17 protein-coding genes are annotated in these 22,865 nt (G+C 29.2%); 10 read left to right on the plus strand and 7 right to left on the minus strand.

Annotated elements, in window-relative coordinates:
- Positions 1-9: 9 nt before the first annotated feature.
- Both KI686_RS00850 and KI686_RS00855 read right to left on the minus strand, forming a co-directional pair.
- A complete protein-coding gene (locus KI686_RS00850; RefSeq protein ID WP_237587334.1) occupies positions 10-411 on the minus strand; it encodes a hypothetical protein in 402 nt (133 codons plus the stop codon).
- A 16-nt stretch (positions 412-427) separates the two neighbouring features.
- Positions 428-1,765, minus strand: coding sequence for a deoxyguanosinetriphosphate triphosphohydrolase (locus KI686_RS00855; protein ID WP_237587335.1), 1,338 nt, complete (start codon positions 1,763-1,765; stop codon positions 428-430).
- Positions 1,766-1,915: 150 nt separating this feature from the next.
- On the opposite strand from KI686_RS00855, the gene KI686_RS00860 reads away from it, so the two are divergent.
- Positions 1,916-2,347 carry an META domain-containing protein gene (locus tag KI686_RS00860; protein WP_237587336.1) on the plus strand — a complete coding sequence of 144 codons (432 nt, stop codon included), beginning with the start codon at positions 1,916-1,918 and terminating at the stop codon, positions 2,345-2,347.
- Positions 2,348-2,413: 66 nt separating this feature from the next.
- Here the strand turns inward: KI686_RS00860 and KI686_RS00865 are convergent, their stop codons facing one another.
- Together KI686_RS00865 and KI686_RS00870 are read right to left on the minus strand one after the other, a co-directional pair.
- The gene (locus KI686_RS00865) at positions 2,414-4,195 is read right to left on the minus strand and encodes a ribonucleoside-diphosphate reductase subunit alpha (RefSeq protein WP_237587337.1); all 1,782 of its coding nucleotides are present in this window, start codon (positions 4,193-4,195) and stop codon (positions 2,414-2,416) included.
- A gap of 3 nt (positions 4,196-4,198) precedes the next feature.
- Entirely contained in the window at positions 4,199-5,473 is a 1,275-nt protein-coding gene (locus KI686_RS00870) for a ribonucleotide-diphosphate reductase subunit beta (RefSeq protein ID WP_237587338.1), read from the minus strand.
- A 392-nt stretch (positions 5,474-5,865) separates the two neighbouring features.
- On the opposite strand from KI686_RS00870, the gene KI686_RS00875 reads away from it, so the two are divergent.
- On the plus strand, positions 5,866-6,057 hold the full coding sequence (locus KI686_RS00875) for a cold-shock protein (protein WP_237587339.1): 192 nt from the start codon (positions 5,866-5,868) through the stop codon (positions 6,055-6,057).
- Between the two features lie 93 nt (positions 6,058-6,150).
- Positions 6,151-7,179 carry a COX15/CtaA family protein gene (locus KI686_RS00880; protein WP_237587340.1) on the plus strand — a complete coding sequence of 343 codons (1,029 nt, stop codon included), beginning with the start codon at positions 6,151-6,153 and terminating at the stop codon, positions 7,177-7,179.
- 26 nt (positions 7,180-7,205) lie between these two features.
- On the opposite strand, the gene KI686_RS00885 is transcribed toward KI686_RS00880, so the two are convergent.
- Positions 7,206-7,628 carry a molybdenum cofactor biosynthesis protein MoaE gene (locus KI686_RS00885; protein WP_237587341.1) on the minus strand — a complete coding sequence of 141 codons (423 nt, stop codon included), beginning with the start codon at positions 7,626-7,628 and terminating at the stop codon, positions 7,206-7,208.
- 99 nt (positions 7,629-7,727) lie between these two features.
- Here KI686_RS00885 and KI686_RS00890 point away from each other — a divergent pair, with 99 nt between their 5' ends.
- Positions 7,728-8,000, plus strand: a complete 273-nt coding sequence (locus tag KI686_RS00890) for a DUF3817 domain-containing protein (protein WP_237587342.1) — start codon at positions 7,728-7,730, stop codon at positions 7,998-8,000.
- On the opposite strand, the gene KI686_RS00895 is transcribed toward KI686_RS00890, so the two are convergent.
- Both KI686_RS00895 and KI686_RS00900 read right to left on the minus strand, forming a co-directional pair.
- Complete coding sequence (locus KI686_RS00895; RefSeq protein WP_237587343.1) at positions 8,001-8,243, minus strand: MoaD/ThiS family protein; 243 nt, start codon at positions 8,241-8,243, stop codon at positions 8,001-8,003. It lies immediately after the preceding gene.
- Between the two features lie 13 nt (positions 8,244-8,256).
- Positions 8,257-10,725, minus strand: a complete 2,469-nt coding sequence (locus tag KI686_RS00900) for a DUF5686 and carboxypeptidase regulatory-like domain-containing protein (RefSeq protein ID WP_237587344.1) — start codon at positions 10,723-10,725, stop codon at positions 8,257-8,259.
- Between the two features lie 220 nt (positions 10,726-10,945).
- Between KI686_RS00900 and KI686_RS00905 the strand changes: the two genes are divergently transcribed.
- From KI686_RS00905 to KI686_RS00930, 6 genes are all read left to right on the plus strand, one after another.
- Entirely contained in the window at positions 10,946-13,228 is a 2,283-nt protein-coding gene (locus KI686_RS00905) for an NADP-dependent malic enzyme (RefSeq protein ID WP_237587345.1), read from the plus strand.
- Between the two features lie 33 nt (positions 13,229-13,261).
- Complete coding sequence (gene ruvA, locus KI686_RS00910) at positions 13,262-13,843, plus strand: Holliday junction branch migration protein RuvA (protein WP_237587346.1); 582 nt, start codon at positions 13,262-13,264, stop codon at positions 13,841-13,843.
- A 4-nt stretch (positions 13,844-13,847) separates the two neighbouring features.
- Positions 13,848-21,017 carry a T9SS outer membrane translocon Sov/SprA gene (gene sov / locus KI686_RS00915; RefSeq protein ID WP_237587347.1) on the plus strand — a complete coding sequence of 2,390 codons (7,170 nt, stop codon included), beginning with the start codon at positions 13,848-13,850 and terminating at the stop codon, positions 21,015-21,017.
- A 25-nt stretch (positions 21,018-21,042) separates the two neighbouring features.
- Positions 21,043-21,423: a glycine cleavage system protein GcvH gene (gene gcvH / locus KI686_RS00920; RefSeq protein ID WP_237587348.1), complete on the plus strand. Its 381-nt coding sequence runs from the start codon at positions 21,043-21,045 to the stop codon at positions 21,421-21,423.
- Positions 21,424-21,481: 58 nt separating this feature from the next.
- Positions 21,482-21,769 (plus strand): VanZ family protein, encoded by a 288-nt coding sequence (locus KI686_RS00925; protein ID WP_237587349.1) that lies wholly within the window; start codon positions 21,482-21,484, stop codon positions 21,767-21,769.
- Positions 21,770-21,833: 64 nt separating this feature from the next.
- Complete coding sequence (locus tag KI686_RS00930) at positions 21,834-22,553, plus strand: energy transducer TonB (RefSeq protein WP_237587350.1); 720 nt, start codon at positions 21,834-21,836, stop codon at positions 22,551-22,553.
- Positions 22,554-22,865 lie beyond the last annotated feature (312 nt).

Raw genomic sequence — 22,865 nt, forward strand, 5'->3', positions numbered from 1 at the left:
TTTAAGGGTTTAGATTTTAATGGTAATATATTTGGGTTTTGTATTTAAATTTTCATCTAGAATTTCATCATTTTCTTTTTGAATCATTCCAACATGGGGAGTTCCCTTTAAAGTGTTATTATCTAACCACTCTAACTTAGCACCAACAAAAACACCCTTTTTAAGTTCTTTTTGTGTTTTTACATCAATTACTTGATAATTATAGGTAACTATTGGACTTTTATTTATGGTAAACTTTAGAATTAAAATTTTAGATTTTTCTTCATTGTAAACCTTAAGCTCCTTTTCGTTTTTTTCTGAAATTATTTCTTTATTATCTGTTTTATTTTTGCTGTGCACTTTATTTGTTTTACATGAAAAAAAAGAGATAAAAAGAATAGCAATAAAAAATAATTGTTTTTTTCTATACATAGCAATATTCAAATTTTTAAATAATATTTCCTGTTAATTTTTTATACATTCTTATAGCATAGCCATCTGATAATCTAGAAACATAACTACAAATTTGTAATATTCTATCATATAAATTTTCTTTCTCTATCTGGTATTCTTCTGGTAATAAATTTAACACTAAACTATCAAAGTTTGATTGATTTCCGTTAAACTTATTATTTAGTGCAGTAACAAAAACATCTAACAAGTCGGCAATTATCTTATAACCAGCCACTTCTTTTTCTACAACTTCTGTACTTTTATAAATTTTAGAAATACTTATTTTAATAATGTCGTTAATTTGTGCCTCATAATTACACTTTTCTAATAAAGATTTTTCGAAACTACCATTTAAAATTGCTTTTTCATTTGCTAAAAAGATATCTACAGCCTCATTAATTAAAACGCCAATAGCCAAAGCACGTAAATAACTTACTCTGTCTGTTTTATGTTTTAAAGAGTGATACTTTTTAATATCAATGGTATCTTTTACCAATTTAATCATGTATTCTAAGGCAAATTCTTCTTCTATTAAACCTAGATTTATTCCGTCTTCAAAATCTATAATTGTATAACAGATATCATCTGCAGCCTCTACTAAATACGCAAGCGGATGTCTAAAATATGAAATATCTTTTTCAGATTTTTGTTTCATCCCTAATTCTTCTACTATTTCTAAAAATTCTGATTTTTCTGATTGAAAAAAACCATACTTTTTATCTGCAATATGATTGGTTGGTTTTTTAGGAAGACTCTCTTTTGGATATTTTAAAAATGCGCCTAAAGTTGCATAACTTAATCTTAATCCACCAGAAATACCTTCTCTAGTTTCTGTTAAAATTTTAAATCCGTTAGCATTTCCTTCAAAATCTATTAAATCTTGATATTCTTTTTCTGATAATTGGTCTTTGTATTTTAATCCTTTTCCTGTTTTAAAATACTCTCCAATTGCTTTTTCTCCAGAATGCCCAAAAGGCGGATTCCCAATATCATGCATTACAGATGCAGCAGCAACAATGGCACCAAAATCATTAAACGTATATCCTAAATTTACTAAATTAGGATAACGTTCTAGCAATACTTTACCAACGCGTCTACCCAAAGTTCTACCAACCACAGAAACCTCTAAACTATGTGTTAAACGTGTGTGTACAAAATCTGTTTCTGATAACGGAATTACTTGTGTTTTATCTTGTAAACTTCTAAATGCTGATGAAAATATGATTCTATCAAAATCTACATCAAAACCTAAACGTGTTTCATCTTGCGCTATTCTTTCTCGTTTTTGAGTATCACCAAAACGTTTTAAAGAAAGGAGTTGTTCCCAATTCATTTATATATAATTATACTTTTGTCGCGTAAAAATACAAACTATTCTATTGGGTTGTTTAAACTTATTTAAAACAATTTTAAGAAGACTTTAGTACGTTTAAATTTATAATTCTATCTCGTTGATTTATATTTATTGCTACAAAAAAAGATTATGAAAACTAAAATACTATTATTAGCCATTATCGCAATAATTACCATAAGTTGTAAATCTGTAAGTAAAAGTAATTTTGACACTTCTATTACCGAAAAATATTGGAAACTAAAGACTTTGTATGGTAAAGAAATTATGATGAATAAAAATCAAAAACGTGAAATTTTCATCACCTTAAAAACAAAAGACCAACGAATTACAGGTTTTGCTGGTTGCAATACAATTAATGGTGAATATATTTTGGGTGATGATAATATAATTGCGTTTAAAAAAATGATTTCTACCCAAATATTTTGTTCGAATAGTGATGAATCTGAGTTTTTAAAAGCATTAAACTCAGTTGACAATTACACTATAAAAGGTGATGTTCTATCTTTAAGTGCTGGTAAAAATGCACCTTTAGCTGTTTTTGAAGCTGTATATATGAATTAAAATAAAAACGATTATAAACAAAAAAAGAGAAGCCTTTCGACTTCTCTTTTTTTATTTCCTTACTAATTACCCTTCGCAACTAGCACATTCTTTCTTTTGCTTAAACTTCTGTGCAGCATTCATACTATGTTGGTAATACATAGATTTTACACCTAGCTTCCAAGCATTAATATAAATTGCGTTTACATCTTTAATTGGCATATCTGGATGCACCATAACATTAATAGATTGCCCTTGATCTATATGATTTTGTCTGTTTGCTGCTTGATAAACAATTACATTTTGATCGATTTCTGAATAAGTTTTAAAAACTTCTTTTTCTTCATCAGTTAAAATATCTAAATGTAAAACAGAACCATCATTGTCTCTAATACTTTTCCAAACTTCAGATGTATTATGTCCTTTTTCTTCTAATAATTGCTCTAAAATAGGATTCTTAATTGTTGTTTTAATTTTAGCAATATCTTTTACATAAATATTAGACCAAATTGGCTCTATACCTTGTGATACTTGCCCTAAAATAAATGCTGATGAAGTTGTTGGTGCAATTGCATTTAAGGTTGTATTACGTCTTCCGTATCCTTTTAACACAGCTGGTTCACCAAATATTTTAGCCATTTCTTCTGATGCCTTATAAGATTTCTCTTTTATCACCTTAAAAATTTCGCTATTTAAAGCATAAGCTTCTGCACTATCAAACGCCAACATTTTAGATTGTAATAATGTATGCCAACCTAAAGCACCTAAACCTAAAGCTCTGTTGTCTTTTGCAAAATTGTATGCTTTTTCCATAAAACGGAAAGTAAATTGATCATCTTTACTAGGTGAATCTTTATATACATCTAACTTTGTAATAAACTCTTCCATTACTGCATCTAAAAAGTATGTAAGTGTTTCTACAGCATCTGTATCTTTCCATTTATCAAAATGTAATAGATTCATAGAAGATAAACAACAAACAAAAGACCACTCATCATTAGATGGTAACATTATTTCTGTACACAAGTTACTTGCATAAATCTCGTGGTTTTTGTCTTTATAAACATCTACCGTTCCATTATTTGCATTGTCTCTAAAAAGAATATAAGGATATCCTATTTCTCCTCTTCTTTGTAATATTTTTGCCCAAATACTTCTTTTTTCTACATCACCATCAATCATTTCTTGCATCCATTGGTTACCAACAGTTACACCGTGCGTAAGCTCTTGTATTGGATTACCTTCTGTACCAATTTCTAAGAATTCTTTAATATCTGGATGATCTATTGGTAAGTACGGAGAAAAACGACCTCTTCTAACAGAACCTTGACTTACAACATCTACCATTTTTTCGAACAACTGCATAATATGCACAGAACCAGATGAAGAACCGTTATTTTTAACTTCTGCTCCTCTTGGGCGAAGCTTCCCAAAATAACCAGATGTTCCACCTCCTAACTTAGACATCATACCAACTTCTGATTGAGAGAACAAAATATCTCCCATATCATCTGCTATATGAGACCCAAAACAACTAATTGGCAAACCTCTTCTTTTACCAAAATTAGACCAAATTGGCGATGCTAAAGAATAAAATCCTTCTGCCATGTAGCCATAAAACTTATCAGAAAAACCTTTAATTTTTAAAATTTTTTCTGCATTATCTGCTATTTCGCGTATTCTTTCTTCTGGTGTTGTATCTCCTGTTAAATACCCAGATTCTAAAAATTTACGACTATTTTCTGTTAACCAATTAATTTCTGGTTCTTTTGTTTCTGCTTGCTTTTTTTTCCTAGCAATTTCTGTTGCTTGGATTAATTGTTCTTGCTTAGTTAGTTGCTCTGAGGTTTTTTGCTTGTTCTGAATCATAGTTTAAAATAAGTCGTCGCTAGTTATACTTTTTGTTCTTTTGCTGTAGTTAACAGATCTTTTTACGAAAAAATCTCCATGTTTAGTTCCAATAATTTCATCATCAAACCAATCTGTTTCTGCTAATAATTTTTGGTCTACATCAAATATTTTTGATATACCAATGCTCTCTAAAGAATTATTAAATCTATTTTTAATAAACTCTTTTATAATATCTTTTGGTAAAAAATCTAATTCTCCTTTTTCAAAAATCCAGTCGATAATTTTACTTTCTGCCTCAAAAGCCTCTTTACAAGTTTCTTGAATCATTATATTGTAAGTTTCATCAAACCAATCAGGATTTTCTTCTTTAATAATTTTAATAATATCTATACCAAAATCTCCATGAATTTGCTCTTCTTTAGAAGTTGCTTCTACAACATTAGAAATTCCTTTTAATACATTTTTGTACTTATTAAAAGCCATTATAATTAAAAACTGAGAAAACAAAGAAACGTGTTCTATAAATAAAGAAAACAAAATCATAGACTCTGCATATTCTTTATTTTCTTCGCTCTGAGAGTTTTTTAAAGCACCTTCTAAATAATTAACACGTCTCATAATTACTGGGTTTTTCTTTAGGTCTTTAAACTCTCTGTTTAATCCTAAAACCTCTAATAAATGAGAATATGCATCGTGATGACGTACTTCGCTCTCAGAAAACGTTGCCCCAACAGAACCAATTTCTGGCTTTGGCATTCTCTTATAAATATCTCCCCAAAAAGTTTTTACAGCTACTTCTATTTGAGAAATAGCTAACATTGTGTTTTTTATAGCATGTTTTTCTGGCTCTGAAAGATGCGCCTTAAAATCTTGAATATCACTTGTATAATTAAACTCTGTATGAATCCAATAAGAATGTCTAATTGCATCTACATATTCATACAAAGCAGGATAATCGTAAGGTTTTAAATTTAATCTTTTTTCAAAAATATTAGTTTTTCTATTTCTATTTTGCTCATCTCTGTACAGAATATAAGCCTTAGCAACATCATGGAAAGGGCTATCCATTAATTTGTACTCTACAATATCTTGTACTTGCTCTACAGTAGGCACATAATCTGGTTCATTTAATTTACGCTCTAATAAAGTACCATTTACAATATTAGAAATAGCAATAGCATCTTGTCTTGTACCGTTATTTACAGTATTCATTGCTTTCTCTATTGCGTTAACAATTTTTTCTAACTCGAAAGTAGTTTTTTCTGAGTCTCTTTTTATAATATGCGTAATTTCCACAGTTGCTTAATGTTATTTAAATGTTAATAAGGAGGTCTACAAAGGTTACTTTTTTTACTAAAAAAACAAAGTCATACTTATTCACAAAACCCTTGAAGTTTTTAACAAAACCATCTTTTTTGCGATTTTAACAACAAAATAACCAAAGAAATAAAGTCTTGAATACTAGATGTTTAAAAAACAAAAATCACTACATCCTTTAGTATCATTGACATTCTTAAAACGTACTTTTTTATTAAAAAAGTATTCAATTTTTATATACTTATTTTACTTTTTATAACCAACCCTAAAACAAGCTTATTCAATAATATTTATTAAAATAAAAGCTTTTGTAAAATCAATTAATTATAATCTTATATTTGTAGTATTATTAACAATTATTATTTATCAAAGTGAAAAACGGAACAGTAAAATTCTTCAACGAATCTAAAGGATTTGGATTTATAATTGAAGACGGTTCAAAAACAGAGTATTTTGTACACGTATCAGGATTAATCGATGAAATCAGAGAAGGTGATGCAGTAGAATTTGATCTAAAGGAAGGTAGAAAAGGTTTAAACGCGATAGACGTTAGAGTTATCTAATTATATTACTTAGATTTTTTTACAAAACAAAAGATCGTCTAAATATTTTAGACGATTTTTTTTTGCCGTATTTTTGCAAAAACATTTTTTTTGATGAAAAGCAAGTTTCCTAAAATTGTACAAATTTCTATTATATCTGTTTATTTAATTTTTTTAGCAGGTTCTGTTGTTAGGATGACAGGTTCTGGAATGGGTTGCCCAGATTGGCCAAAATGTTTTGGCTATTACATTCCGCCAACTTCTGAAGAACAAATTACCTGGAAACCAAATAACGATTTTAAAAAAGGTATGATTATTATTAAAGATGAAGCTTTGTATGTTGCCGATAAAGACATAAAAACTTCTTCTGATTTTCAAATAAATAATTGGCAAAAATATACTAAGCATGATTATGCCAAGTTTAACAAATACCATTCTTGGACAGAATACATAAACAGACTTTCTTCTGTTTTATCTGGTTTTGTTTTTTTAGTATTAATATACGCATCTACCAAATTCTGGAAAGAAAACAAAACAATACCTTTATTGGCATTTGGCGCTTTCTTTTTAATGATGGTAGAAGCTGTTTTAGGTAAAATAGTTGTAGAGACTCATTTAAAACCAAGCATAATTACCATACACATGGTAATTGGTTTAATTATAATTGCACTTTTATTACAACTAAAATTTATTGTTTCTGATAAAAAAACGAAACACAACTACAATTCTCTTTTTAATAAATTATTGATTTTTTCTGTTATTTTTTCTTTGATTCAAATAGCAATGGGAACTCAAGTAAGACAGTTTATAGATGAACAAATAAAAGAATTTGGTTTCGAAAACAAAGATTATAGTTTAATGAATCCTAGTTTTAAATTCTATTTTCACAGATCTTTTACCATTGCCATTGTATTGGTCAATTTTGGATTATTTTACATCAATCAAATTAAAAATTTAGGATACAATTTAGTAAACTGGATTGTTTTCTTAATCTTTTTAGAAACTATTACGGGTATTTTAATGTATTACGCAGAATTTCCTTTAGGCACACAAGCAATACATTTATTATCTGGTGCTATTTTATTTGGATTACAATTTTATCTATGGATTCAGAGCAGGAAAGCGGTTACTAAAATTCAGTAACTTTTTAAAAAATTTAAAAATTGATTTTAAGGATGCGCGTTTACCCAAACTTCGCCGTCTGAAAAATATTCTTTTTTCCAGATTGGCACCGTTTCTTTTAAAGTATCTATTGCAAATTCACAAGCTAAAAAAGCAGCTTTTCTGTGTTTAGAAGATACCGTAATAATTACAGGAATGTCTTTTATTTGCAACATTCCTTCTGCATGATGGATTGCTATTTTTTTAACATCAAACTTCTCTAAAGTTGCATCGGCAATTTTTTGCATTTCTTTAATTGCCATTGGTTTGTAAGTAGAAAAATCTAATTGTTTTACTTCTTTTCCTTGTGTATCATTTCTAACAGTACCAACAAAAGCGGCAATTCCGCCACAACTATCATCTTCTACAAAATTATAGCATTCTTGTAAATCTAACTTTTCTTTGGTTATTTTAATTGAAGTTCTTTGCATACATCAACAAAAATAATGATTCATAACGTATCTTTGCAGATATTTTTAAATCTAAAAATTTTTTAGATTTAAAAACAGATATCAACAAAACATATTAAAATGAAAAGTATCTTTAGAATTGTAAGTTTATTAGAAGGAGTTTCTTACTTATTGTTATTATTTATTGCTACACCAATTAAATATCTACAAGACAATCCTGAGTACGTAAAAATGTTAGGTATGCCTCACGGAATTCTTTTTATGCTGTATGTAGTTTTAGCTATTGTTCTTAAAAAAGAAATGAAATGGGATACTAAAAACTTTGCAATCATTTTAATTGCTTCTGTAATCCCTTTTGGAACTTTTTATGTTGATAAAAAGTATTTAAGATAATTAACCTCCGCTAACTGGCGGAATTATAGCAACAACATCATTTTCTTTTAACAACAAGTTATCTGCAGCATAACTCTCATTAACTGCAACTGCATAAGAATCTATTTTATCTAATGCAGGATATTTTTGTTTGAGATAATTTTTAAAATCGATAATTGTTGTAGCCTCAGAAATTTCTAAATCTAAACTAGCAACACCAACTAAATCTGTTGTTATCCCAAAAAATAATGTCTGAATCTTCATCCTTCAAAAATAATTAAAACAAACTTACTCTAAACAACAAACCGTTATTTTCTACATTTCCATAAAAAGATTTCACATAATCTACTCGTAAAAAACGCCATTTACCAAAACCAATATTATCTAAACCAATAGAATATTCTGTATACGGATTTCTATCTGCCATTAACAATGTTTTAGCACCAGCAATTAAATGAAAATTTAATTTATTTATCAACGGAATTTTACCCAAAACAGCACCTTTAAAATTATGCTCTATATGTGCTTCTGCATATTTATCGTTGGTATAAAATTTATAATATTCTAAGATATTAAAACTATTTAACTCATTATCAAACGGAAAGGTCAGCAAGTTTCCATTAGCTTGTAAATTATCCATAAAAGCTATATTTTTCTTTTTAAGAAACATACCTCCTCTTAAATTATAAGCCAACTTACCAAAATTACCAGCATTTACGTTTTGCCTTATGTTAGCTACAAAAACATCAGAATTTAAATCGCTATTTGAAGCTGCAAATCTTTTTGTATAATTAATATTTAACGATGGATATTTTTCTGAACCTATATTAAATTTACTATCTGGATACGATAAATATTTTTGCCCAAAAATAAAAGTTGCACCAACATTTAAAGTTGCAATATTATGCGCTGCAAAAGGTGCATTATCAAAATCTGTAATATCTAACGGATTATTAGACTTGTATTTATCGTTGCCTTCTTCTTTTATAAACGAGTAATTTGTAGTATTAAATAATGGTTTTCTTTTTGCATATTCTAAAGAAGATGCAAAGTAAATTCCGTTTTTAACTTCTTCCGAATAACTGATTTTAGCAAAATCTTTTTCGTAAATTTTTATGTAATTATGCCTATAAATTAAAGAACTAATGGTGTTATTAATTTTCATTATAGGATTTCTTCCATTAAACTGAGCTGTAGTATTTCCTCCAGAAATATACATTCTTGGTCTAGAAAAATTATTCCATTTTTTACTAAAAAAGAAAGTGGGTCTTATTCGCTCATCAGACAAACCATAATTCGCTTTTACACCAATATTCCACCATTTTCCTTTTTCATTTTGTTCTTTAAAAAAACTAAAACCTAAAGATGTATTAAAACCTTGTACTGTATTAAAGCCTAAATCACCAATTAAACCATCATAAGAAAAAGACCATTTTTTAAACGAATTTCTATATGTATAACCTGTTATTGGTGATAAGGTTTTAAATTCGTTTTGTATTTTATTAACAGAGTCTAAATATTTTTTAGATTTTCTAACTACTTTTAAACTATCTTTCACTTTATAATCTTTTACTTCTTCTAAAGTTAACGGAACCGGCCTAATAGCATTCCAATAAGCAGCATCTTTTTCTGTTGCTTGTTTTGCAAAACTTAAAACCTCATTTGTAAAATTATTTGTTGTGAAACTAGGTGTAAAATTATAGTTTGAATATGCTGAAGAAAACTTACCATCTAATTTAAATCCAAATGCATTTATCTTAAAATCTATACTCTGGCTAATTAAAACCCACGCATCATTTTTATCAACATAATTATAATTTTGTTTTAAGTGTAAAACATCTACCATTGGTATATTTATTTGCTTACCTGTAACAAAAACATCTGCACCGTACAAAGCCCAATCATCTTCTACAACATATAAAAAACCGGTAAAAACACGATCGTTTTTCCTTTTAGGAATAATATTTATTTTATTGATGAGCTTACCATTTTTATCATTAAAAACTCCCTCTAAACTATAATTATAATAACTAAAAGCATTGGTAGAAATTGGTGAAACTAAATCGTTACCAAAATCTACACTGTTATCATAAAAGTTGATATTTGCATCTTCTGCCCTATTAAAACTAACTCCGTTATCTTCTCCAGAAACCTTAGAGGCTATAATTTTTTCTTGAAAGTTTTTCGGTTTTTTTTGAAACTTAATTTCAGAAATAGTTTCAGACAAATACACAATACCACTTCTTGTAGAGTCTAAACCACCACCATAATCCCCCATATTCTGACCTAAAAATTTCTCTGGAGCATCTTTAATTCTATACAATCCTCTCGAATAAAAATTGGCTGTATACCTGGCATATTTATCTGTATTCTTATCTTTATTAGCAATTACATTTCTAATAATTCTATTAGCTGGGTTATCTTTTGTTGAAATAGAAATACCTTTTAGCGCTACATTTTCTTCTTCTAAACTTACATTTAACTTAAAGGGAAAAGAAGAAATATTTACTTTCTTTTTTAGAGTTTTATAACCCAAAATCTGAAAAACAATAGTATAATTTCCTTTTTTTGTAAGCTCTAAAACATAATTACCATTATCATTAGAAGTTGTACCAGTTATTGAATTATCTAAATAAACACTAACAAAAGATAATGGATTATTGTTTTTATCTGTAATTTTTCCTTTTACTTGAGATAATATAGATGATGCAACAAAAAGAAATAATAAAAAAGTAATTTTCTGCATAGTTTGGTTTTCATTTTATAGACGTAAACATACTACTTTGGTTACAATTAAATATTAACTTTTTAAAACAGATTACAATAATTCACTAATTTAAAAGCATTTAAACACAAAAAAGGCTCTTTAGCAGCATAAAAACAACACCTTAAAAGAACTAAAATTTTATTTACTCTTTAGCTTAAAACCATATATTTGTTGCTTAAACAAGCAAAGACTTAATTTTATGAGCGATTCTAGAAAAAGACACGAAGCTTTACTATATCATGCAAAACCAAAACCAGGAAAAATTGAAGTTGTTCCTACTAAAAAATATGCTACTCAACACGATTTAGCATTGGCATATTCGCCTGGTGTTGCAGAGCCTTGTTTGGAAATTGCAAAAGATAAAAACAACGCATACAAATACACAGCTAAAGGAAATTTAGTAGCCGTAATATCTAACGGAACAGCTGTTTTAGGTTTGGGTGATATTGGTGCAGAAGCCTCTAAACCTGTAATGGAAGGTAAAGGTTTACTTTTTAAAATATTTGCAGATATTGATGTTTTTGATATTGAAGTTGATGAAACGGATGTAGAAAAATTTATACAAACTGTAAAAGCAATTGCGCCTACTTTTGGAGGAATTAACTTAGAAGATATTAAAGCGCCTGAAGCTTTTGAAATAGAAAGACGCTTAAAAGAAGAATTAGACATTCCTGTAATGCATGATGACCAACACGGAACCGCAATAATTTCTGCTGCCGCGTTAAAAAATGCTATTGATATTACAGAAAAAGACATTACTAAAGTACAAATTGTAGTAAACGGTGCCGGAGCTGCTGCAATTTCTTGTACTCGTTTATACTTAAGACTGGGTGTAAAAAGAGAAAATGTAATAATGTGCGATAGTAAAGGTGTTATTAGAAAAGATAGAGACAACCTTACTTCTCAAAAAGCAGAATTTGCAACGGACAAAGACTTAAATACTTTAGAAGAAGCAATGCACAATGCAGATGTATTTATTGGTTTATCTATGGGTAATGTTGTATCGCCAGAAATGTTATTAACCATGGCAAATGATCCTATTGTTTTTGCAATGGCAAATCCGGTTCCAGAAATAGATTACGATTTAGCAATTGCCACAAGAAAAGACATTATTATGGCAACCGGTAGATCAGATCATCCTAACCAAGTAAATAATGTTCTTGGTTTTCCGTTTATTTTTAGAGGTGCTTTAGATGTTAGAGCAACAAAAATTAACGAAGAAATGAAAATGGCCGCAGTACACGCTTTGGCTGATTTAGCTAAAAAATCTGTACCAGAACAAGTAAATATTGTGTATGACGAAGTAAGCCTTGCTTACGGTAGAGATTACATCATTCCTAAACCATTTGACCCAAGATTAATTTACGAAATTCCACCAGCAATTGCCAAAGCAGCAATGGACTCTGGCGTTGCTTTAGAACCAATTGAAGATTGGAATAGATACCGTGAAGAATTAATGGAAAGATCTGGTTCTGGTAGTAAAGAAGTTAGACTTTTACACAACAGAGCAAGAAGTAATAAAAAACGTATTGTTTTTGCAGAAGCAGACCATTTAGATGTTTTAAAAGCTGCACAAAGAGTACATGATGAAAAAATAGGAATCCCTATTTTATTAGGAAGAAAAGAAGTAATCTTAGAGTTAATGGAAGAAATTGGCTTTACAGAAAACGTTACAATTATCGATCCTAAAACAGATGAAGAAACAGAACGTAGAAATCGTTTTGGTGGAGTTTATTGGAAAAACAGACAACGTAAAGGTCGTACTTTATCTGAAGCAAAAAAATTAATGCGAGAGCGTAATTACTTTGCTGCAATGATGGTAAATGAAGGCGAAGCAGATGCTTTAATAACAGGTTACTCTAGACCTTATCCATCTGTAGTTAAACCAATTTTAGAATTGATTGAAAAAGACAAAGGAATTACTAAAATTGCTGCAAGCAACCTTATGCTAACCAAACAAGGACCATTATTTTTAGCAGATACTACTATTAATATCAATCCTTCTGCAAAAGATTTGGTTAAAATTTCTCAAATGGCATCTAACTTTGTTAAAATGTTTGGTATGAAACCAAATATGGCAATGGTTTCTTTCTCTAACTTCGGATCTTCTAACTCAGAAACTTCTAAAAAAATTAGAGAAGCTGTTTCTTATTTACATCGCCATTTTCCAGAAACGGTTGTTGATGGTGAAATTCAAGCAGATTTTGCTTTAAACCCAGAAATGTTAGCCAAAGAATTTCCTTTTTCTAAATTAAATGGTAAAAAAGTAAATGTCTTAATTTTCCCTAATTTAGAATCTGCAAACATTACTTACAAATTATTAAAAGAAGTAAACAAAGCAGAATCTATAGGTCCTATAATTTTAGGATTAAGCAAACCAGTACACATTTTACAATTGGGTGCAAGTGTAGATGAAATGGTTAATATGGCCGCTTTAGCAGCTGTAGATGCACAAGAAAAAGAAAAGAGAAACTTAAACTAAAAAACACAATCTTTAAACTCGAAAAAGCATTTTATGATTACACAAATTAGAGGTAAACTTGTAGAAAAAAGTCCAACAGAGGCAGTTGTAGACTGTGCTGGTGTTGGTTATTTACTTCATATTTCTTTAAATACTTTTTCGAGTTTACCAGATGATGAACTTGTTGTTTTATACACACATTTATCTATAAGAGAAGATGCACACACTCTTTATGGTTTTGCTACCAAAATAGAGAGGGAAGTTTTTAAATTATTAATTTCTGTTTCTGGTGTAGGACCAAGCATTGCAAGAACAATGTGTTCTTCTATGACATCCGAAGAAATACAACAAGCAATTGCCTCTGAAAATGTAAAATTAATACAATCTGTTAAAGGTATTGGTGTAAAAACGGCACAAAGAGTTATTGTAGATTTAAAGGATAAAATTCTAAAAACCTTTAATATTGATGAAGTTTCTGTATCTGCAAGCAATACCAACAAAGATGAAGCGTTATCTGCTTTAGAAGTTTTAGGGTTTAATAAAAAACAATCAGAAAAAGTTATTTCTAATATTTTAAAAGAAACCCCAGAAGCTACTGTAGAAAAATTAATAAAATTAGCCTTAAAAAATTTATAGCAAGTTGAATAGATTTTTAAAAAATATATTTTTAATTCTTGTCTTTACTCTAACAACTCAAGTTTCAGTATTCAGTCAAACAGCAAATAAAAAAGATTCTATAACAGAACAAAAAGACTCATTAAACTTAAGATATAAATTTAAAAAAGAGCAAACAGGTGGTTTATTTTTAGATTATTTAGCCGAAAAAGAAATTATTTTTGACAAAGCTTTAAATCAATATTTAATTATTGAAAAAATAGGAGATTATTATACAAGAACTCCTATTTTTCTAACACCAGAAGAATATGCTAACTATCGTCTTAAAAGAGATATGAAGCAGTATTTTAAAGAAAAAATAAGCGCAACAAATCCTAATAAAAAAGGATCTGCAGATACTCAAAAAAACTTACTTCCTTCCTATTATGTAAATTCTAAATTTTTTGAAACTATTTTTGGAGGTAACACAATTGAAGTAACACCAACAGGAAGTCTTAATTTAAAATTAGGATTAATATATCAAAATACAGAAAACCCACAATTAACAGAAGAAAATAGAAGTAGTTTAACTTTTGATTTTGACCAACAAATAAGCGCAAGTATACAGGCTAAAGTTGGTAATAGACTCTCTTTTACTGCAAATTACGATACACAATCTACTTTCGATTTTCAAAACTTAGTAAGAGTAGAGTTTATACCTCCATCTCTTTCTGATGTAAAATATAACGAAGACGGAATTATACAAGGTATAGAAGCTGGTAATATTTCTATGCCAATTAAAAACTCTTTAATTAATGGAGCACAAAGTTTATTTGGGGTAAAAACACAATTAAAATTTGGTAATACAAATGTAACAGCTGTTTTTTCTCAACAAAACTCAGAAAGCACAACAACAGTTTCTGAAGGAGGAGCATCTATACAAGAGTTTGATTTACAAGTAACAGATTATGATAATGATAGGCACTTTTTCTTATCGCAATATTTTATAGATAATTACGCCAACTCTCTTAAAAATTATCCTTTAATTAATAGTCAAGTAAATATTACAAGAATTGAAGTTTGGATAACTAATAGAAGTTCTAGCACAGAAGATTATAGAAGCATTGTAGCTTTAGCTGATATTGGAGAATCTGATAGTGATTTTCTTGTAAACCAAACAGGTGCTATTACAGCAACAAACCCGCCAACAACAAGTGGAGGAAATATACCTACAAACGAATCTAATAATTTATCTAACTTATTAACAACAACTAGCGGAGTTAGAAATATTTCTACAGTAAACTCTACACTACAACCTTATAACATGAGTGAAGGTGTAGATTATTCTGTTTTAGAAAATGCCAGAAAATTAAGCGAAAGTGAATACACATTAAACTCTCAGTTAGGTTTTATCTCTTTAAATAGTAGGTTAAACGATGGAGAAGTTTTAGCTGTTGCGTATGAATATACCGTTGCTGGTGGTGTTTCTGGTAGTACAGAGACTTCTTTTAAAGTTGGAGAATTTTCTAATGATGGAATATTAGCACCAGAAAACTTAGTTGTAAAATTATTACGTAGCGAAATTTTAACAACCAGCAGAACAAATACAACAACAGGTTTAAAAGAAGCTTTTCCTACATGGCGTTTAATGATGAAAAACGTTTATGCTTTAGGCGCATATCCTTTATCTCAAGATGGTTTTATTTTCGAAATTCAATATAGAGATGACCAAACAGGTATTTCTTCTAACGTTTTACAAAATGCAAATACATCTGGCATTGCCAACCTACCTTTAATTCAAGTTTTAAAATTAGACCAACTAGACCAAAGTCAGTACAAATCTCCAGACGGTTATTTTGATTATGTAGAAGGTGTAACGGTAAACTCTGAAAAAGGATTTATATTTTTTCCAGAACCAGAACCTTTTGGTAATGATTTAGTAAAACAAAGCACAACAGATGTTGGTTTAGATGAAACCTTAGACGAAGCTTATATATTTAAAGAACTTTATTTAAACACAAAGGTTAACGCGCAAAACAACTATCAAAACAAGGATAAATATTCTTTAAAAGGATATTTTAAATCAGAAAGTTCTGGAGGAATTTCCATCGGAGCTTACAATGTACCTAGAGGTTCTGTAAATGTAACAGCAGGCGGTAGACAGTTAGTAGAAGGTGTAGATTATGTTGTAGATTATTCTTTAGGGCGTGTACAAATTATAGATCCGGGTTTACAAGCATCAGACACACCAATTAGTGTATCTACAGAAAACAATGCAGTATTTAATCAACAACGTAAAACCTTTATGGGTGTAGATGTTGAACACACTTTTTCTGAAAATTTTATTGTTGGTGCTACTATTTTAAATGTAAATGAAAGACCAATAACTCAGAAAGTAAATTATGGATCAGACCCAATAAACAATACCATGTTAGGGTTTAATATAGATTACTCTACAGAAGTACCTTACTTTACAAAATTAGCAAACAAATTACCTTTTGTAGATACAGATGTGCCTTCTAATTTATCCGTTAGAGCAGATATGGCATATTTAATACCAGGTACACCAAGTGGTATTGATGTTACAGGTGCTGCAACAACTTATATAGATGATTTTGAAGCCTCTCAAATACCAATTAGTATACTATCTCCTTTAGATTGGTACGAAGCAAGTACACCCAGGTATTTTCCTAACTTTAATGGAGAGTTAGAAGACATTTCTTACAACTATAAAAGAGCAAAACTAGCTTGGTATAGTATAGATCAAATATTTTATGGTTTTGGTGACACTCCTTCTAATATTGATGCAAATGAGCTTTCTAGAGCAGAAACTAGACAAATTAGTTATCAAGAATTATTTCCTAATGTAGAGTTAGACATTACACAAACATCTTTAATAAATACATTAGATTTAGCTTTTTTCCCTTCAGAAAGAGGTGCTTATAATTTTGATACCGGATCTACTGTAAATACAGATAGAACTTTTTCTGACCCAGAAAATAGATGGGGTGGAATTATGCGAGCCTTAACTACCAATAATTTTGACCAAGCAAATGTAGAGTACATTCAATTCTGGATTATGGATCCGTATGAAAACTACTCCATTACTAACGAAGAAGGTTTGCCACTAGGCGTAAACCCTAATAATGTAGCAAACCAAGTAGGAGATTTATATATAAATTTAGGTAATGTTTCTGAAGATATTTTAAGAGATAGTAGAAAAATGTACGAAAATGGCTTACCAGAAACTGGTGGAGATTTATCTACAGACTCTACAATTTGGGGTAAAATACCTACAAGTTCTTCTATTATTTATGCTTTTAATGAAGAAGATGATGCAAGAACAAACCAAGATGTTGGTTTTGATGGTTTAAAAAATGATGAAGAACTAAATTACTATCAGCAAAACTACCCTACATTAGACTTTAGTAAATTAAACCCTAATGATATCTCATCAGATAACTTTCAATATTTTAGAGGTAGCGAGTTAGATAACATTAACGCTTCTATTATTACTAGATATAAAAATTACAATAATACAGAAGGCAACTCGCCAACTTTAAATCAATCTACAGAATCTTATCCTACATCATCTACATCATACCCAGATGTAGAAGATATTAATAAAGATCAAACCATGAATACTGTAGAAAGCTATTATGAATATAGAATCTCTATGAGTAAAAATGACTTTGTGGTTGGGCAAAATTTTATTGTTGATGAAAAAACAACTCAAGTTACTTTAGAAAACGGAGAAACTAAACAAACTACTTGGTATCAGTTTAGAGTACCAATTAATAGTGGAACTGCGGTTAATGGAATTACAGATTTTAATAGCATTCGTTTTATAAGAATGTTTTTAACAAACTTTAAAATGCCTGTTGTTTTACGTTTTGGAGAACTAGATTTAGTTCGTGGAGATTGGAGACGCTACACAAAAACATTAGACGATACTTTAAGTGAACCAGAAGATTTAGACGATAATGAATTAAGAGATTTTGAAGTTGGTGTTGTTAGTATTGAACAAAATGATGGTAGTTATATTGAGCCTCCGGGAATAGAAAGAGAAAGTTTACAAGGTAGCACTACTGTACAATTACAAAATGAACAAGCTGCAACTTTAAAGGTTACCAACTTAGCAGCAAACAGTACAAGAGCAATCTATAAAAACATTAGTATAGATTTAAGAAGGTATAAAAACTTAAAAATGTTTATGCATCTTCAAAAAAATGAAGATGACTTAGATATAAATGATGATGATTTTTCTGCAATTATAAGATTAGGTACAGACTTAGATGACAATTATTATCAAATAGAATTACCTTTAAAAGTAAGTACTAGTGGTATTACTGCTTTAGATATTTGGCCAGAAGAAAATAACTTAGATGCATTTTTAGAAACCTTTGGATTGGTAAAACTAGAAAGAGATAAATTAGGTGTATTGTTAACAGAAGTGTACACATCTACAGAACAAGATGCAGATATACCTTACAGATTATCTGTAAAAGGTAACCCAACTTTAGCAGAATTAAGTACAATAATGTTAGGGTTAAAAAACACAACAACATCACCAATAAGTGGAGAGGTTTGGTTTAACGAATTACGTTCTGCAGATTTTGATAATGATGGTGGTTGGGCTGCAGTTGTTAATGCAGATGCTAATTTTGCAGATGTTGCAAACGTATCTTTATCGGGTAGCATGTCTACAGTTGGTTTTGGTAATGTAGAAGATAGAGTAAGCCAACGTAGTTTAGAAGAAACAAAACAATACGATATTGCTACAAGTATTAATTTAGGTAAAGTTTTAACTCCAGAAAAATGGGGAATTCAATTACCAATGAGCTATAGTGTTAGTAAAATAATTATAGATCCAAAATATGACCCTCAATATCAAGATGTAGAATTATCAGACGCATTAGAATCTAATGATAACAGCGATTTTTCTAGAGATTATACAAAAAGAACAAGTATTAGTTTTACAAATGTAAAAAAGAATAGAAACCCAAACTCTACTAAAAAACCAAAATTTTATGACATAGAAAACGTATCTGTTTCTTATGCTCATAACAAAGAATTCCAAAGAAATTACAGTATAGAAAAGCGAATTAATGAAAGCGTTAGAGCATCTGCTTCCTATAATTTTAATTTCGATTCTAAACCTTTTGAGCCTTTTAAAAACACAAAGGCTTTTGAAAATAAATACTTTAAATTACTTAAAGATTTTAACTTTAATCCTATCCCTAAAACTTTTGCAATTAACTCTAGTTTTAACAGGTATTATAACGAACAACAATCTAGAAATTTAGTTGACGGGTTAACGCCACAGCCAGAATTAAAACAACGTAATTATCTATTTGACTGGGATTATACTATTGGTTTTGATCTAACAAAATCATTACAATTAAACTTTAATGCCACAAATAGTTATATTTACGATACTTTTAATAGTGATGATGAAATTCAGGTTTTTGATGATTTCTTTAATACCGGTAGAGCAGATCATTATCATCAAAAATTAAACGGAATCTATAATTTACCTATTGATAAAATTCCTTTTTTAAGTTTTATAAAAGCAGATTATGCATACACAGCAGATTTTGATTGGCAAGCAGCGCCACAAACTACTGTAACTATTGATGGAGCAGAAGTACCCTCTTTATACATTACAGGTAATGTAATACAAAACTCTAATACACATAATTTAAACACAACCTTTAGCCTAGAAAATTTTTATAAAGGTTTGGGTTTCGAAAAATTATTACTTACCAAAAACCAACGTAAGGGACTAAAAAACGCAAAAAAACAATCTAAAGAAACTAAAAATTTACCAGGCCCTAGCTTGCCTAGAACACCAAACAGAATATCACAAAACAAAAAATTATCTTTAGGTAAAAAAATATTAAAAGGTACTTATGATATTGTAACTTCTGTAAAACAGGCACAAATAAGTTATTCAGAAAATAACGGGCAATATTTGCCAGGTTACACAGAAGACATTGGTTTTTTAGGTGGAGCACCAACTTCTTTTGCTTTTGGTAGCCAAGTAGACATTAGAAACAAAGCATTAGAAAATGGATGGTTTGTTACTAGAAACCAAGGAGAAGATTACTACAGTAAATCATTTAGTAAAACTCATTATAATAAATTAGATTACACTTTTACACTTAAACCTATTACAGATTTAAATATAGATGTTAGAGGAAACAAAATACAAACAAGAAACACCACACAACAACTAGATCTTCTTAGTGGAAGTTCTCAATTTGAAGATACACCTCTTTATGAAACAGGTAACTTTAGTACAAGTTACTCTATGCTTTCAACAGTATTTTCTGATGGTGACAACTTATTTCAAAAATTAAAAGACTACACATCTATTATATCTGATAGATTGGCAAGAGAAAATACTGTGCCAGGTACTGGTTTTGGTACAAACAGTCAACAAGTATTATTACCAGCATTTATGGCTGCATATTCTGGTAAAGATCCTAACAAGGTAAATACAGGTTTATTTAGAGATATACCAATACCAAACTGGGCATTAAGATATACTGGCTTAATGAAATTAAAGTTTTTTAAGAAAAACTTTAGCAATTTTGTAGTTACACATGGTTATAACTCTTCTTATACTCTTTCTAGTTTTACAAACAATTTACAACACGATAAAGACAATCCTTTTGCAAATCTTAATTCTGCTAATAATTACGAGCCAGATTTACTAGTTTCTTCTGTTACCTTGGTAGATGAATTTTCTCCATTAATAAAATTAGACATGAAAATGAGAAATTCTTTTTCTTTTAGAGGTGAAATTAAAAGCGACAGAACTCTAACAATGAATTTTAATAATAGCACTTTAACAGACATTAAAGGAAAAGAATATATTTTTGGTTTAGGTTATATTATAAAAGATGTAAAATTCAACACTCGTTTTACAGGTAAAAAACAAACCCTAAAAGGCGATGTAAATTTAAGAGCAGATGTATCTTTAAGAGATAATTTAACACAAATTAGATCTATAGAAGAAGATAATAATCAAATAAGTGGTGGTCAAAAACTTTTTTCTATTAAATTTACCGCAGATTATAGATTAAGTAGTAGTTTAACGGCATCATTCTATTACAATCATCAAACATCTAGATATGCTATTTCTACCACATACCCAAGGCAATCAATTAATGGTGGTTTTAACATTATCTACAACCTAGGAGCAAACTAAAATTAAAAACAATAATTAAAAAAAAATGAATTTACCATCAGAATTAAAATACACAAAAGACCACGAGTGGATTAAAATTGAAGGATCTGTAGCTACAGTAGGTATTACAGATTTTGCACAAGGAGAATTAGGAGACATCGTTTATGTAGACGTAGATACTTTAGATGATACCGTAGAAGAAGGAGATGTTTTTGGTTCTGTTGAAGCTGTAAAAACAGTTTCTGATTTATTTATGCCATTAACAGGAGAGGTAATAGAGTTTAATGAAGAATTAGAAGATGAACCAGAATTGGTAAATTCTGATCCTTATGGTAAAGGTTGGATGATTAAAATTGAAATATCAGATAGTTCTCAAATATCAGATTTATTAGATGCAGAAGCCTATAAAGAGCTTATTAACGGATAATCTTTTTATTGTAGCAATTACAATAACAATTATTATTGCCTATTTAAGTTTAATGAGAATGCCTAAAACGGAAGTAATAAGCTTTGGTAACTCTGATAAAGTTTACCATTTAATTGCTTATTTTTCTTTATCAATATCTTGGCTTTTCTCTTTTTACAAAAAAAAATCAATAAAATTACTCATAATTATTTCATGTGTAATTTATGGCATAATTATTGAAGTGCTTCAAAGTATCCTAACAGAGTATAGAACAGGAGATTATAAAGATATTCTTGCAAATACACTAGGGATTGTCTTAGGTTTATTAATTTTTAATCTAATTATAAAAAAAATTAAACTTAATTAGCACTAAGACTTGTATATAAACCAATAATTTAATTAAATTAGCGAACTATTAAAAACTCTTTACAATGGAAATTAAGAAAAACCCAAAGTCGAACTTAGAAAATTACAGTAAGATTTTCATGCAAATAGGACTAGCTTTAGCCCTTTTTGTTACTTACGCAGCAATAGAAAAGAAAACTTATGATAAAGTTATTGGTGACTTAGGTACGGTAACTATGAACGCAGAGATGGAAGAAGAAACGGTTATTACTGAAAGAGTAGAGCCAGTAAAACCAAAAACTCCGCCACCACCAACACCAGAAAAAATAGAAATTGTAGAGGATGAAAAAGAAATTGAAGAAACTGTAATTGAATCTACAGAGACAGATGAAACTGAAGCAATAGAAGTAGAAGAAATTGTAGAAGTAGAAGAAGTAGAAGAAGTTGTAGAAGATGTAAGTTTTATGATTATTGAAGATGTACCTGTATTTCCTGGATGTAAAGGAGATAAAAATGAGTTAAAAGCTTGTTTTAGTAAAATGGTACAAAAGCACTTTTCTAGAAAGTTTGATGCAGATTTACCTAACGAATTAGGATTATCTTCTGGAAGAAAAAGAGTATTTATTGGTTTTAAAATTGATAAAACAGGTAAAATTGTAGACGTTAATGCAAGAGCACCACACCCAAAAATTAAAAGTGAGGTAATTAAAGTAATGAAACAATTACCAACAATGAAACCAGGTAAACAAAGAGGTAAGCCTGTAGGTGTAAAATATAGTATTCCTTTTACTTTAATTGTTGAGTAATCTTAGGATTAAGATATACAAAAGCCGTTTAGATATTAATCTAAACGGCTTTTTTTTTGATTAAGTTTATAAACATCAAAAAAAGTAATTGAAAGTATAATTTATAAGATTAAGTTTAAACTAATAGATTCATTAAACTACACTTTTATAAATTATATGTAAAGCTTAAACTATTTGTTCTTCTTTATTTCTTATACAGATTAAAATGTAAGAGTAATTTTAGTTATTAAGAAATATCTTTATCTGGATATTGTTTTAAATTCTTTATAATAAGACAAATAACCTAATCTTAAGTTGACATAAAAACATTAA

This window comes from Polaribacter sargassicola (assembly GCF_021991835.1).
Taxonomy (GTDB): Bacteria; Bacteroidota; Bacteroidia; order Flavobacteriales; family Flavobacteriaceae; genus Polaribacter; species Polaribacter sargassicola.

Excerpts from the sequence above, each read along its gene's own strand:
- KI686_RS00850 (WP_237587334.1), bottom strand. The coding sequence starts at position 411 with ATGTATAGAAAAAAACAATTATTTTTTATTGCTATTCTTTTTATCTCT.
- KI686_RS00865 (WP_237587337.1), bottom strand. The coding sequence starts at position 4,195 with ATGATTCAGAACAAGCAAAAAACCTCAGAGCAACTAACTAAGCAAGAA.
- KI686_RS00890 (WP_237587342.1), top strand. The coding sequence starts at position 7,728 with ATGAAAAGTATCTTTAGAATTGTAAGTTTATTAGAAGGAGTTTCTTAC.
- KI686_RS00855 (WP_237587335.1), bottom strand. The coding sequence starts at position 1,765 with ATGAATTGGGAACAACTCCTTTCTTTAAAACGTTTTGGTGATACTCAA.
- gcvH (WP_237587348.1), top strand. The coding sequence starts at position 21,043 with ATGAATTTACCATCAGAATTAAAATACACAAAAGACCACGAGTGGATT.
- KI686_RS00885 (WP_237587341.1), bottom strand. The coding sequence starts at position 7,628 with ATGCAAAGAACTTCAATTAAAATAACCAAAGAAAAGTTAGATTTACAA.
- ruvA (WP_237587346.1), top strand. The coding sequence starts at position 13,262 with ATGATTACACAAATTAGAGGTAAACTTGTAGAAAAAAGTCCAACAGAG.
- KI686_RS00905 (WP_237587345.1), top strand. The coding sequence starts at position 10,946 with ATGAGCGATTCTAGAAAAAGACACGAAGCTTTACTATATCATGCAAAA.
- KI686_RS00895 (WP_237587343.1), bottom strand. The coding sequence starts at position 8,243 with ATGAAGATTCAGACATTATTTTTTGGGATAACAACAGATTTAGTTGGT.
- KI686_RS00930 (WP_237587350.1), top strand. The coding sequence starts at position 21,834 with ATGGAAATTAAGAAAAACCCAAAGTCGAACTTAGAAAATTACAGTAAG.
- KI686_RS00880 (WP_237587340.1), top strand. The coding sequence starts at position 6,151 with ATGAAAAGCAAGTTTCCTAAAATTGTACAAATTTCTATTATATCTGTT.
- KI686_RS00860 (WP_237587336.1), top strand. The coding sequence starts at position 1,916 with ATGAAAACTAAAATACTATTATTAGCCATTATCGCAATAATTACCATA.
- KI686_RS00900 (WP_237587344.1), bottom strand. The coding sequence starts at position 10,725 with ATGCAGAAAATTACTTTTTTATTATTTCTTTTTGTTGCATCATCTATA.
- KI686_RS00925 (WP_237587349.1), top strand. The coding sequence starts at position 21,482 with ATGCCTAAAACGGAAGTAATAAGCTTTGGTAACTCTGATAAAGTTTAC.